Consider the following 13,343-nt stretch of genomic DNA (forward strand, 5'->3'; position numbering starts at 1 on the left):
AGGGTACCGCAGAAGTCGTCTGTATGATGGAAAGCCTGTGCAATCACTGTCTGGCGATGGAACTTTTTATAGTTAACGAGGACTTGGCCGCTCTGGAGCACGGGTGGACCCTGGCGCATGGCGATGCCAGCCTGGAATTGACCGTCGCCTGTGCCTGGCACCTGCGCCAGCGTGACTGCCAGCGGGCCCTGGCCCTGGCCCTGCAGGCCGAGGGGCTGCTGCCCCCGTCCGGCTTGTCCGCGCAGGCCCAATCTCTGCTTATGGCACGCATCCAGTTGCTACGCGCAGAAATCAAACTGTTGTTGGGTGATGGTGTTCTTGCACAGGAAATGGCAACGGCTGCCACTGCAGAGTTCACCCGTCTGCAAGATGCGTTGGGCACGGGGGATGCCTATTGGCTGCAGGCCTCCATTTGTGTGGACCGGGGCAATAGCCTGCAGGTTGCTGCATGCCTGGCCCAGGCTGCCGAGGCATACCAACAGGCCGGTGACCCGGTGCGTCTGTCGGCGGTGGCCGCACGCATGCTGGTCAATGCCTCGTTTCGGGAGCCGGTGGCCACTGCCGCCGAGCTGCAGCGCCAGTTTCCGCCGGAGCAGGAGCTGCCGGTGGCCGTGCTGGCCTGGGTATCGGCAGCGCGGGCCAATGTGGCCGGTTTGACAAACAACCCCGGCGGCTCCATCAAACACGACCTGGTGGCCTACCACTCCGCGCTGGACAGCGGGCAAGTCCGCCAGGCTTTGGTGTGTGTGACCAATGCCGGTGAATCCTTCGCCACGCTGGGGGACCTGGATGCCGCTCTGGAGTGGAGCGAAAAAGCCCTGGTGTTGGCGCGCAAGACCACATGGCCGGCCAGCATCGGTTTTTGCTTGATGCAGCTGGGCGATGCCATGCGTTTGCTGGGCCGGCATGACGAGTCCCGCCAGTACCTGCAAGAGGCCCTGGCGCTGATGGGCGCTCAGGCCGGGTCGCGCAATTACGAGCTGGGTCTGGGCAATCTGGGCCAGTTGGCGCTGGATGTGGGGGACTACGCCGCCGGGCTGGAGTGGTTTACAAAACTGGAAGAGCATGGCCGCACCCAAATCGAACCGGACCTGGCCATCAAGGCCTGGCGCGGGCAGGCCAGCGCGCTGTTTCGCCTCGGGCGGGTGAAAGAAGGCTATGGCAAGGCCGAAGCCGCACTGGCCTTGGCCCGTCAACAAGGTCATGCCGAGGGACAGATCCAGATCCTGCGCATCTTTGCCCAGATGCACCTGGAGCACAAGCTGGACGCTGCAGGCGTGTTGTCGGCGTCTCGGATGGCGCTGCACTACCTGGAGCAAGCGCTCGACATTGCTAGCGCCATCGGCGGATACGATGTGTCCCCTGAACTGATGGAGGAGGTCGCCGCAGCCCACGCGGCGGCCGGCGACTACGCTGCGGCCTATAAACATGCGCTGGCAGCCAGCGCCGCGCGCAACCGCTCGCGGCGTCTGGAGGCGCAAAAACGCGCCTTGGCCCTGCAGGTGCGTCAGCAGGTCGAGCAGGCCAGGGCCGACACCGAGCACCACCGCAAACTGGCCGCAACGCTCAAGGACACGGCCGCCACGCTGGAGACCCTGGGCACCATCGGGCGCGAGATCACCGCCAGCCTGGACGCTGCCGCGGTCTTTGAAGCACTGCACCGCCACGTACACCAGTTGCTGGATGCCACGGCCTTTGCCATCTACCTGATGGAAGCCCAGGCGCCGTTTCTCAAAATGGCCTTTGGTATCGAGGCGGGTGTGCCGCTGCCGCTGTCCCGTGTGGCGCTGGACAGCCCCACCGCCGTGTCGGCACGCTGCGCCCGTGAACGCAAGGAGGTGCTGGTCGAGGTCCCGCTGGGCAAGGTCACCAGCAGCTGGATTCCGGGCACCTTGCCCACCCGCAGCCTGCTCTACGCACCGCTGATGGTGGGGGACCGTTTGTTGGGTGTAATGACCATACAGTCGCCCAACCCACAGGTCTATGGCGAGCGCGAGCGCTCCATCTTCCACACACTGTGCGCGTACGGCGCTATTGCGCTGGACAATGCATCGGCCTATGCGGCGGCGGCCGAGGCCCAGCAGCGTGCAGACCAGGCCAATGCCGAGCTGCTGCAAACGCAGGTGCAGTTGGTGCAGGACATTGCCGAGCGCGAGCGAATTGACAATGAACTCCAGGCACTGAACAACGACCTGGAAGCCCGTATTGCGCAGCGCACCTACGAGATGCGGGCCACGCTGGACATGCTGGCCGAAAGCCAGCAAAAACTGCAAGGCATTGTGGATACGGCGCTGGATGCTGTGGTCCGGGTGGATGCGACCGGCACCATCGTCGGATGGAACTCGCAGGCCCACCTGATTTTTGGCTGGACGCCCGAGCAGGCCATTGGGCGTGCGTTGCACCAGACCATCATTCCTGAGCAGCACAGAGATGCCCACTTGCGGGGCATGGCGCGCTACATGCAGGGCGGTGCATCCAAGGTGATCGACCGCCGCATCGAGATCACCGCCATGCACGAAAGTGGGCGTGAGTTTCCGATCGAACTGGCCATTACCCGTGTTTCGCTGAATGACCCCGAGAAGTTTGAGTTTTGTGCCTTCATACGCGACATCACCCAGCGCAGGCAGGCCGAAGAGGAGATTAGGACTTCACTGGAGAAGCAGAAGGAGCTCAACCAGCTGAAGTCGCGATTTGTGTCCATGGCGTCGCACGAGTTCCGCACACCCCTGGCCACAATTCTCTCGTCCACGGACCTGTTGTCCCACTACTATGCGCGGCTACCAGAGCACGAGCGCACCGAGCTGTTTGGCTCCATTGCGCTGGCCGTCAAACGTATGACCAAGATGCTGGAAGACATTCTGGTCATTGGCAAGGACGAAGAAGAACGCATGGAATTCAAACCCCTGCCGATGGCGCTGGACACTTTGTGCCAGGCCATGGTGCAGGAGCAGCGCGCTGAACTGTCCGGTGCGGGGCCGCTGCGGCACACGCTAGACCTGTCGATACGTGGCGATGCCTTACACGCCAGTTTTGATGAAAAACTGATGCGCCACATCTTTGGCAATTTGTTGTCCAACGCCATCAAATATTCGCCCGGTGGCGGCACGGTGGCTTTTGACGTGGACGCTGGTGATGAGGCGTTTACCTTCCAGGTGCGTGACCAGGGCATTGGTATCCCGGAGGCTGATTTGCCGCGGCTGTTTGAGACCTTTCACCGCGCAGCCAACGTGGGCAATATTGTGGGCACGGGTCTGGGCCTGGCCATTGTCAAACGGTCCGTGGACCTGCATGGCGGCAGCCTGGAGGTGCGCAGCGCCCTGGGTCAGGGCACGGTCTTTACGGTGACCCTGCCGCGCATCCCAGCGTAGGAGGTTTCACCGCCGGGCCGCCCCAAGGTGAAACGCGGCCCCCTCGGGGGGCAGGGAGCCACACGCAGTGGGCGACCGTGGTGGTCACATAACCTTGGGCGCGGGCCGCGCATGCTCCAGAGCCTGTTTCACACGGTGCTCCAGCAGTGCGCCAGTAAAAGGTTTGACGATGAAGTCCGTCACACCACCGGCAATGGCGTTCCTGACCATGTCCGAGGCGTTTTCCCCCGTGATCATGATGAAGGGCAGGTGGTGCAAGGCCGGCGTGGAGCGCACTTTTTCCAGCAACTCACGGCCCGACATCTTGGGCATGTTCCAGTCGCACAGGACCAGGTCAAAGTTGTGGATATTGAGCTGTTCCCAGGCCTCAGCCCCATTGGTCACCGTGGACACGTTGGCAAAACCCAGTACGCCCAACAGGCGACGCAAAATGTCGCGCATTTCGTTCAGGTCTTCCACGACCAGGATTTTGGCTTTGGCAGGTTGTATCAATGCATGCCCCTTGCTGCGCTTTACGGAAATACAGCCCCATGGTCGCGATTTTGCAACCACTGCGCCACATCGTCCCCCGGCATGGGTTTGCCATGCAGGTAACCCTGGATCTGGTCACATCCCATGTCGCGCAGCAGCCGGTGTTGATCTTCGGTCTCCACGCCTTCGGCAATCACATCCAGCCCCAGGCTGTGGGCCAGGTTGATCACGGCCCCTGCAATGGCCTGGTCTTCGCGGTTGGTGCACAGTTGGCGCACAAAAGACTGGTCTACCTTCAGCACGTCCAGCGGAAAACGCTTCAGGTAGGCCAGGCTGGAGTAACCGGTACCAAAATCGTCAATCGCCAGCTTCAGGCCCAATGCCTTGAGCTGCTTGAGCACCTCCAGCGTGTGCTGCAGGTCAAGCATGGCTGTGCTTTCGGTGATCTCCAGCTCCAGTTGGGCCGCGTTCAGGCCCGTGTTCTCCAGCACGGTGCGAACATGGTGCAGCAACAGGGGGTCGCTGAACTGGCGCAGTGACAGGTTGACCGCTACCCGCAGGGGGGCTGTCTCTGCAGGCATATGGGCTTGCCACAACACGGCCTGTTTGCAGGCCTCTTGCAAGACCCAGGCGCCCATGGGGACGATCTGGCCGTTGTCTTCGGCGATGGGTATGAAGCGCACCGGTGAGACCAGGCCCAGCTCGGGGTGGCGCCAGCGCATCAGGGCCTCAAAACCGATCAGCCGGCTGTTCTGTGCCATCACCTGCGGCTGGAAAAAGGCCTGCAGCTCCTGGCGCTCCACGGCGCGGTGCAGGTCGTTGTGCAGGCGGAAGGTGGCCGACAGGTCGGACGTGGAGGAGGGCTCATGCACCACTATGCGCTGGGCCGAGCGTGCGCGTGCGGCGGCCAATGCAATGTCCAACCGCGCCAACATGGCGTCGGGGCGCTCGCCGTCCATGGCCTGGGCACACGCACCAATCGATACCACCGGAAACTGCTCCTGGCCTTCCAGCGTGATGGCGGCGGACATGGCGTCCAACAAAGACAGTGCCAGTGCATCCAGCGGGCGGCCCGCGGGCCAGTTGGGCACCAGCAGCGCCAGGCGGTCTTCACCCAATCGCCCGACGGTGTAACGGCTGTCGGACAGGTGCTCGGATGCATTGGCCAGCAGGCTCAGGCGTTGCGCCATCTGGCGCACCGCGTCGTCCAGCAGGCCTACGCCCATGATCTGTGCCATTTGCGGCAGGCTGTCCAGGCCAATCACCCATAGGGCGGGGCCAGGGCCCTTTTGTTCTTTGAGTGCCTGGCCCAACAGCAGCAGCAAATGGCTTCGGTTGGGCAGGCTGGTGATGGCATCAAAGTGGGCCATCTGATGTGCCTGGCTGGCCAGTTGGCGTGCTGCCAGTTGGAGTGCGGCTGCCTTTTCCAGCTGGGCGCGTATGCAGTCCAGCAGTTCGTCGCGCTGGAAGGGTTTGGTCAGGTAGTCGTCTGCGCCCAGGTTCATGCCTTCGCGCACATCGCTGCGGTCGGCCTTGGCAGTGAGTAACACGGTGGGGATATGGGCCGTGAGCGGGTCGGCGCGCAGTGCCTGCACCAGCTGGTGCCCGGTCATCTCGGGCATCATCACATCGCTGAGCACAATGTCGGGCAGGTGTTGGCGCACCAGTTGCAGGGCCTCACGGCCATTGGGTGCGGCCCAGACCTCGTAGTCCTCCAGCGTCAGCAGGCGGGTCAGGTTGGCGCGAATATCGGCTTCGTCTTCGGCGATAACAATGCGATGGCTCATACGGCGGGGGGAAGGTGGGCTAGCTGGGTTGCCAGCAACTGGCGCAGGTTGGCCAGGTTAAAGGGTTTGGTTACGTAGCCGGTAGCGCCTTGCTGCAAGGCCGCCTCCAGTTTTTCGGGCTCGGCGCTGGCCGACAAGAAGACAAAGGGTATGCCGCGCAATGCAGGGTCGGCATGGGTTGCGGCCAGGACTTCAAAGCCGTCCATGTGGGGCATCATGACATCGCAAAAAATGAAGTCGGGTTTGTGTGCACGTATGGCTTCCAGGCCCAAACGCCCATCCACAGCCTGCAAGACCTGGTGTCCTTCCAGGGCCAAAAATCGCACCAAATTCTCCCGAATCGGGGCTTCGTCGTCTATGACCAGTATGCGTGCCATGTACAGCCTCAAACAGTGGATGAAGGAGTGGATGCCAGTGTGACACGAAAGCAGGTACCGTGCCCAAGTTCGCTCTGCACGCGTATGTCACCGCCGTGCATTTCTACCGATTTTTTTACGATGGTCAAGCCCAGGCCGGTGCCCTTGATGTCTGCCACATTGCTGCCCCTGTGGAAGGGTTCAAACAGTTCGGGCAGGTCGCTGGCCGGAATACCAATACCCTGGTCCTGCACCTCGAACACGGTGCTGCCGGCCTCACTGTGGGCCCTGAAAACAACTTGCCCATGCCCCGCGGAGTATTTGATGGCGTTGGACAACAGATTGCCCAGTATGTGGCGCAGCAGTTTGGGGTCGTAGTCGCCCATGGGGTCTGCCAGCGCAAATTGGCGGTCGACGCCGGGCTGTGGGTTGCCAGACTGTTGCTCCACTTCATCCACAATGGCGTGACATAGGGCAATGACATCCAGCCGCTCGGGCTCAAACTCCAGCATCTGGGCGTCGGCTTTGTTGATCAGCAGAATGCGGTCCAGCATGGCGGTCATGCGCTGCACGCCAGTCTCTACACTTTGCAACAGCTCTTCCCGGTCCTGCGCCGCCAGCCTGTCCTGGTATTGCTTGATCAACTGGGCGGACGACAGAATGGTGGCCAGCGGCGTGCGGAACTCGTGGCTTGCCATGGCGACAAAACGTGCGCGCAAGTCGTTGAGCTCCTTTTGCCGGTGGAGGGCGGCCAGGGTGTCAGCTTGAGCGGCGCGCAGCTGGGTGACGTCCAAAAACGTGGCTATGAATTTCTGTGTGCTGCCATCGGCCGACCCCACGGCTATGGCCTCTGCATGCACCCACAGGGTTTGCCCTTGCACGGTCACCAGGCGAAAACTGTGGGCCCGGGTCTGCCGCACCTCACCCGGCTGGGCACGGCTGTGTACCAGGCTGAAAAAGTCGTCAACCATGCGCTGGCGGTCGTCCGGGTGAACACACTCCAGTATGTCCCAACCGGGCTGGCTGGCGCCTGAAGGGTTGCCCAGCATGTCCAGCAAACGTGCGGACGGGTGCATGGTGCGCGACTGGGCATCCCACTCCAGACCACCCACGTTGGCACACCGCACCATCAGGTCCAGGTGTTGGCGTTGTTCCTCCTGCCGCGCCTGGTGGGACGCCATGATGCGTGCATAAATGTGCGCAAAAGCACCACTGATGCACAGGATGGCGCCCACCCGAAAGGCCGTGACCCCGTCAAACTGGTAGTAGGTCATGACCACGGCAATCAGCACGGCGGCTGCATCAAAGGTGGCCGACGCCCACTTGTTGGCCACCAGGTGCAGCATCAGCATCAAGGGCGGTGTCCACAAAACACCCACCAATCCACGTCGGTCAATGGTCACGGTCAATACACACACAGCGATGGCGGTGAGCACCGTGTCCGACATGGGCCGTGGGCGGGCGCGGTAGATGGCCTGCGCATAGGCCAGTGCCACCACCATGGCGATCACGCACAGGCCGCCTGTAATGTATTCGCGGTCAACAAAATTCTTGCCCGCCAGCAGCACAAAAAAACCGGCTGCGGCGGCCAGTGCATAACTCACCGGCACACGTTGGGTGTCGATCACACCGGCGCCCACCGGGGTGTCCACGTTCAGGCCTCTTGGCTTTCCAGGCGCACCGTAAAGCAGGTGCCTTTGCCCAGTTCGCTACGGACTTCGATGCGCCCGCCGTGCAGGTCCACCGAATTTTTCACAATGGCCAGCCCCAGGCCAGTGCCCTGGATGTTGCCCACATTGCTGGAGCGGTGGAAAGACTCGAACAAATGGGCGATCTCGTCGCTGGGTATGCCTATGCCTTGGTCGGAGACTTCGAACACCATGTCTCCCGCCTGTTGGTAGATCCTGAAGCCTACCTCACCGCCGTTGGGCGAGTATTTGATGGCGTTGGACAACAGGTTGCCAAAGATGTGGCCCAGCAGTTTTTCGTCGTACACACCCTGGCCGACACCCACTCCAAAATCCGTGCGGACTGTGCAGGTGGAGTCGGGCAACTGGGTGCGCGCCTCTTCCACCAGGCTATGGCACAGGGCAACCAGGTCGATCTTCTCGGGGTTGAACTCCAGCATATGGGCTTCCACCTTGCCGATCAACAACACACGGTCCAGCATGCGTGTCATGCGTTGCACGCTGCTTTCAATGCTTTGTATCACCTCGTTCTTTTCCTGCGTGGGCAGGCGGTCGCCGTAGTACTTGAGCAGCTCCGCCGACGACAGAATGGTGGCCAGGGGTGTGCGGAACTCGTGGCTGGTCATGGCCACAAAACGCGAGCGCAATTCATTGAGCTCTTTTTGCCGGTCCAGCGCATCGCGGATTTCCTGCTCGGCCTGTTTGCGCTCGGTGATGTCCAGAAAGGTCCAGATCACGCCAGAATCAGGGTCCAGCGGGCGCACACAGCGCCCAGCCAGGTGGGCCCAGAACAGGTCACCGTTCTTGCGTTTGAGTTGGCGTTCTGCGGTAAAGGTGCCGACGGTAGACAGGGCCGCACGGGTGGGCGGGCCCGCCAACCTCCACTCGGCTTCACTGGCGTGTACCAGTTGCGAAGACTGGCCTATCAGTTCCTCCCGCTGGTAGCCGACCATTTCGGCGAATTTTTCATTCACCCATTCGTGCTCGCGGTTGCGCGACAGAACAATCCCCACCAGCGCACTGTTGAGTATGGCTTCGCGTTCAGATGAGGTGCGGTGCAGCTCTTCTTCCAGCAGTTTGCGGTCGGTGATGTCGGAGTAAAAGGTGAGTGTGGCGGGCTGGCCCTCCCACGGAACGATGGTGACGCCGATTTCCAGCCACTGGACCTCTCCATCGGGCTGCAACAGCCGGATCTGGTAGTGGTTGATGACATCTTCACCCGCCAGACGGCGGCGTCGTCGTTCCTGGACGATGGCATGGTCGTCTGGGTGTACGCGGTGCAAGAACCCTGTCGACAAAAATTCCTCGTGTGAGATGCGGGCAATCTCGGCAGCACGCTGGTTGGCAAACACGATGTGTTCACCCTGCAGCACGATCATGCCTTCACCCACGTTCTCAATCACCAGCCGGTAGCGTTCTTCCGAGCGGTGCAGCGTATCGATCATCGCTTTGCGGTCGGTGATGTCGGAGAAAAAGGTCATGGTTGCCGTCTGACCCTTCCAGGGGATGACGGAGGCGTGTGCCTCCAGCCAGCGCACACTGCCGTCGGGCTGTATGCAGCGGATCTCGAATCGCTCCGGAATGACTTCTCCCTGTCGGCTCTGGCGGCGCAGTTCGGTGACATAGGCCTGGTCATCCGGGTGTACCCAGGTCATCACACTATGGCCCACCACAGACTCCATCGGCCTTTTCAGGATTTGCAACGCCATGCGATTGACGTACAACACCACCCCGTCTTGGTTGATGGACATGCCTTCACCCAGGTGTTCCACCACCACACGGTTGAAGTCTTCGGACAGCCGGATAGCCTCCTGCGCGGCGCGCCGGTCCGAAATGTCGCGGATGAAGGCCCCAAAGCCCAGGCTTTGACCGGACGGAACAGACCAAATGGCCAATTCAACAGCGATCAGAGTTCCATCCCGGTGCCGCGCCTCGACTTCAATCAACTGGTTCAAGATGGTGGGTTGGCGCGTGGACAGAAACCGTCGCAAGCCGGCCTCGTGCGCCGCACGCTGGTCCTCGGGAACGATCAGGTCGGAGAGTTTGGCGCCCACGGCCTCGGCATGGCTGTAGCCCAGCAGCTTCTCGGCGGCAGGGTTCCAGTCGGTGACAAAACCCTCGGTGTCCATGGCAACCACGGCGTCCCGCGCCAGGCTCAGCAGGTTGAGCAAATGGCTTTCACGTGCCTGCAGGCGTTCAACGGTTTGTTGCAGATCCTGCACGTTGGGCACAAGCGCTGCTGGCGGTACAGAACCAGGTCCGGAGGGGGCGTTTGGCATGGTGTTGAGAAGTCTGGGTTGTACGGGCGACTACAGGGTGACGGTAAAACAGCTTCCTTCACCTATTGTGCTGCGCACGGCAATGGTTCCGCCATGCAATTCCACGGATTTTTTGACGATGGACAGACCCAGGCCCGTCCCAGCGATAGCTCCCACATTGCTGGCGCGGTGGAAGGAGTCAAAGAGATGGTGCAATTCGTCGGCCGGTATACCGATGCCCTGGTCCTGCACCTCCAACACGGTGCGCTCCAATGCGCTGTAGACGCGAAACTGCACCGCTCCGCCCACCGGTGAATATTTAAGTGCGTTGGACAGCAGGTTGCTGAAGATGTGGCGGAACAGTTTTTCGTCATACCCCTGGTTGCCGGGTTCCACGTTCCAGTCCAGCGTGATGCGGCTCTTGGCATCAGCATGTTGCAGCGCGGCCTCCTTGATCAACTGTTCACACAGCGCTTTGAGGTCAATTGGCTTGGGATGGAACTCCAGCATCTCGGCCTCGGCCTTGCCGATCAAAAGAATGCGGTCCAGCATCAGTGTCATACGTTGTACCCCAGCCTCTATGGATTGCAACAGGTTGTCGCGCTCCGCCGCGGATACACGCTCGCTGTAGTAGCGCAGCAACTCGGCGGACGATAGTATGGACGCCAGGGGTGTACGGAACTCGTGGCTGGTCATGGCCACAAAGCGGGAGCGCAACACGTTGAGTTCGCGCTGGCGCTCCAGCGCTTCGCGGATATCGTCTTCGGCCTGCCTGCGGGCAGTGACGTCCAGCAGCGTCCAGATGACACCAGCGTCAGGGTCGTTGTTTTCCACGCAGCGCCCGGCCAACAGCACCCAGATTTTTTCGCCATTTTGGCGCCGTGTATACCGCTCGCCGCTGTACGTGCCGTGTTGGCGCAGGCTGGCTTCGGACCGGGCTTTCTCGGCGACAAAGGCTTCATCGGATTCGTAAAAAATGCGGGGAGACTGGCCTATCAGATCCTCGCGCTGGAAGCCCGACATCTCCGCACATTTCTCGTTGACCCAGACGATTTTGTCTTTGACATTGAAGCTGATGCCCACCAAAGCGGTGTTCAACATGGCCTCACGTTCATAGGTGGTACGCCGCAAGGCCAGCTCAGACCGGTGCACAGCCTCAAAAGCCTGCATGCGTGCAATCGCGCCGCTGACGTGGTGGGCCACGTGTGCCAGCACTTCGGCATCGGCTTCGAAATATTTGGCTCCGGGTGCGTAGCTTTGCACCGCCAACACGCCGTCCGCATGGCCGCGAATGTGCAGGGGCACGCCCAGCCACGCCGTAAAGCTCAAGTCGCCCTGGGCCTGGGTGATATGCCCATCGGCCTGAAGTTGGGCCAGCCGTGCCTGGTCGATTCTCTGGGGTCGGTCGGTGTTCAACACAAATTCGGTCAGCCCCTTGCGCAGAGGCACGTCGGTCTTTTGCAGTGTCTCACCGTCACGTTCGTCCACGTAATAGGGGAAGTGTTTGACGCCCTTGGCCACGTCGCACAGGCTGATATAACAATTGGGCGATGACACCAGTTGCCCCAGCAGCTCATGCACCTTTGCGCAAAAATCGTGCAGGGAATCACCCTGCGCGGCCTGTACCGCCAACTCGTAGAACACCCGGTACATGGCTTCACTTTGGCGGCGTTGTTTGGTTTCGCGCTCCAGCTCCATGTGGGCGGTGCGCAGCGCGTCAAACGACTGTTTGCGCTCTATAGCCGTAGCCACATGGCGGGCGACAAAGGCCAAGAGATGGGCGTCAGACGCCTGGTAGGCCACATCGGCGTCGTAACTCTGCACCGTCAGCACACCGCCTATGCGCCCATTGATGTGCAAAGGCACACCCAGCCAGCTGTTGAAGCTCAGGTCGCCCGTTGCCTCGGTGATGTCGCCACTCTGTTGCAGTGCCATGTAACGCTCGGCACTGATGAGCTCCGTCACGCCGCTGTGCAAGACAAACTCGGTGAGCCCCTTGCGCATGGGCACATCCATCTCCTGCATGGAGTCGCCGTCGCGCTCGTCCACGTAGTAGGGAAAGTTCAGGCGCCCGGGGTGTTCGCTGAGCAGGCAGAGGTACAGGTTTTTGGCGGGTATCAGCTCGGCCAGCAGGCGGTGCAAGGTGCCGCCAAACTCAAACAGGGTCTCTTCCGTCGCCGCACTTTCGGCGATCTGGTAGAGCACCTTGTAGGTCGCGCTGCTGAAGCCCGTTTCGTCAAATGCGTCCATGGTCGGGTTTCAGTGCGCTGGTTAAAACGGCAGGTTTAAATATGCAATGCGGCCAATACACCCACAACCAGGCCCGCTGCACCAGCGACAAACATGGCGTATTCCAGCCACCGTTTTTTGGTCAGCAGGGCAATGGCGGCCAGTGCAATACACACCTGCAGCACGGTGGTGGATTGGGCCCAGCGGTGGTGCTGGTGCATTTGTTGGTCGCTCTTGCGATCCCATTCCGTGGCCTCGGCCTCCAGCTTGTCGGCGCCCAGCTTGATCTCGTTCTTTTCTTTCTCGTAACGGTCAACCTTGGCCTGGTATTTGGCCCGGTCTTCGTCTTTGGTCGACAGGTCGCGCGACATTTCGGCCAGAGACTGCTTGGTGCTCTTGGACTGGAAATAATTCCACTGGTTGGACGCTTCGGTCTTCTTGATGGCCGCATTGTTTTTGTACAGGCCCGCATTGGCTTGGGTGGCGCCACCCATATAACCAAAAATGGCGCCTATGGTGGCGATGATGGCGGTGAACATGGCAATCTGGTTGATCATGCCGTTGCCCTCGTGGTCCCCATGGGCACCTTTTTGTGCGTGCTCCAGCTCGTGGTCGTGGGGACCATGTACGTGAAAACCGTGTCCTGACATCCTGAATTTTCTCTATGGTTTGAAGTGTTGGTAGGTCACAAAGCTGAACTTCAGCCCGTTGACTGAGGTGTGGGGCTCCCGGCTGGTTTCCCGCCACTGTGGACCGAATTGTGGAGCAAACGCGTCGCCCTCAAAATCAGCATCGATTTCGGTGACCACGGCGGTATCGGCTAAGGGCAGGGCCTGGGCATAGATCTGGGCACCACCTATCACCCACACGTGTTCGAATTGCTCACAAAAGGATAGCGCATCATCCAGACTGGACGAGGGATGGGTGCCATTTTCGTTCCAAGCCTCCTGGCGAGTAACGACTACGTTAACGCGACCAGGCAGCGGGCGAAAACGGGGTGGCAAAGAGTCCCAGGTCTTGCGCCCCATGATGACGGGGCTGCCCATGGTGGTGCGCTTGAAATGCGCCATGTCCTCCGGCAGATGCCAGGGCAGGGTGTTGTTGATGCCAATGACGCCATTTCGGGCCTTGGCAAATATCAGATGCAGTTGCATGGGTGACAGATTGTGTATCGGTTTTTTCTTGT

Annotated in this window: 9 protein-coding genes; 1 reads left to right on the forward strand and 8 read right to left on the reverse strand. The window is 60.8% G+C overall.

The genetic code is table 11. The features are described from left to right. The first annotated feature begins 56 nt into the window (after nucleotides 1-56). Nucleotides 57-3,368: an ATP-binding protein gene (locus HZ993_RS00570; RefSeq protein ID WP_209395341.1), complete on the forward strand. Its 3,312-nt coding sequence runs from the start codon at nucleotides 57-59 to the stop codon at nucleotides 3,366-3,368. An 84-nt stretch (nucleotides 3,369-3,452) separates the two neighbouring features. On the opposite strand, the gene HZ993_RS00575 is transcribed toward HZ993_RS00570, so the two are convergent. From HZ993_RS00575 to HZ993_RS00610, 8 genes are read right to left on the reverse strand one after another with little or no spacing between them, the layout of a single operon-like run. After that, on the reverse strand, nucleotides 3,453-3,860 hold the full coding sequence (locus HZ993_RS00575; RefSeq protein WP_209395342.1) for a response regulator: 408 nt from the start codon (nucleotides 3,858-3,860) through the stop codon (nucleotides 3,453-3,455). A 20-nt stretch (nucleotides 3,861-3,880) separates the two neighbouring features. Further along, a complete protein-coding gene (locus HZ993_RS00580; RefSeq protein ID WP_209395343.1) occupies nucleotides 3,881-5,626 on the reverse strand; it encodes a bifunctional diguanylate cyclase/phosphodiesterase in 1,746 nt (581 codons plus the stop codon). Next, nucleotides 5,623-6,003, reverse strand: coding sequence for a response regulator (locus tag HZ993_RS00585; protein ID WP_209395344.1), 381 nt, complete (start codon nucleotides 6,001-6,003; stop codon nucleotides 5,623-5,625). Before HZ993_RS00585 ends, HZ993_RS00580 begins: the two co-directional genes overlap by 4 nt. Before the next feature lie 8 nt (nucleotides 6,004-6,011). Further along, nucleotides 6,012-7,634, reverse strand: a complete 1,623-nt coding sequence (locus HZ993_RS00590) for a HAMP domain-containing sensor histidine kinase (protein WP_209395345.1) — start codon at nucleotides 7,632-7,634, stop codon at nucleotides 6,012-6,014. Between the two features lie 2 nt (nucleotides 7,635-7,636). Then, nucleotides 7,637-9,949: a PAS domain S-box protein gene (locus HZ993_RS00595; protein ID WP_209395346.1), complete on the reverse strand. Its 2,313-nt coding sequence runs from the start codon at nucleotides 9,947-9,949 to the stop codon at nucleotides 7,637-7,639. Between the two features lie 30 nt (nucleotides 9,950-9,979). Further along, nucleotides 9,980-12,178: an ATP-binding protein gene (locus tag HZ993_RS00600; RefSeq protein ID WP_209395347.1), complete on the reverse strand. Its 2,199-nt coding sequence runs from the start codon at nucleotides 12,176-12,178 to the stop codon at nucleotides 9,980-9,982. 35 nt (nucleotides 12,179-12,213) lie between these two features. Next, the gene (locus HZ993_RS00605; protein ID WP_209395348.1) at nucleotides 12,214-12,807 is read right to left on the reverse strand and encodes a DUF4337 domain-containing protein; all 594 of its coding nucleotides are present in this window, start codon (nucleotides 12,805-12,807) and stop codon (nucleotides 12,214-12,216) included. 12 nt (nucleotides 12,808-12,819) lie between these two features. Then, nucleotides 12,820-13,311 carry a dihydrofolate reductase gene (locus tag HZ993_RS00610; protein WP_209395349.1) on the reverse strand — a complete coding sequence of 164 codons (492 nt, stop codon included), beginning with the start codon at nucleotides 13,309-13,311 and terminating at the stop codon, nucleotides 12,820-12,822. Nucleotides 13,312-13,343 lie beyond the last annotated feature (32 nt).

Origin of the sequence: Rhodoferax sp. AJA081-3 (assembly GCF_017798165.1) — a bacterium.
Classification (GTDB): domain Bacteria; phylum Pseudomonadota; class Gammaproteobacteria; order Burkholderiales; family Burkholderiaceae_C; genus Allorhodoferax.

Excerpts from the sequence above, each read along its gene's own strand:
- HZ993_RS00570 (WP_209395341.1), top strand. The coding sequence starts at position 57 with ATGGAACTTTTTATAGTTAACGAGGACTTGGCCGCTCTGGAGCACGGG.
- HZ993_RS00580 (WP_209395343.1), bottom strand. The coding sequence starts at position 5,626 with ATGAGCCATCGCATTGTTATCGCCGAAGACGAAGCCGATATTCGCGCC.
- HZ993_RS00585 (WP_209395344.1), bottom strand. The coding sequence starts at position 6,003 with ATGGCACGCATACTGGTCATAGACGACGAAGCCCCGATTCGGGAGAAT.
- HZ993_RS00595 (WP_209395346.1), bottom strand. The coding sequence starts at position 9,949 with ATGCCAAACGCCCCCTCCGGACCTGGTTCTGTACCGCCAGCAGCGCTT.
- HZ993_RS00600 (WP_209395347.1), bottom strand. The coding sequence starts at position 12,178 with ATGGACGCATTTGACGAAACGGGCTTCAGCAGCGCGACCTACAAGGTG.
- HZ993_RS00605 (WP_209395348.1), bottom strand. The coding sequence starts at position 12,807 with ATGTCAGGACACGGTTTTCACGTACATGGTCCCCACGACCACGAGCTG.
- HZ993_RS00610 (WP_209395349.1), bottom strand. The coding sequence starts at position 13,311 with ATGCAACTGCATCTGATATTTGCCAAGGCCCGAAATGGCGTCATTGGC.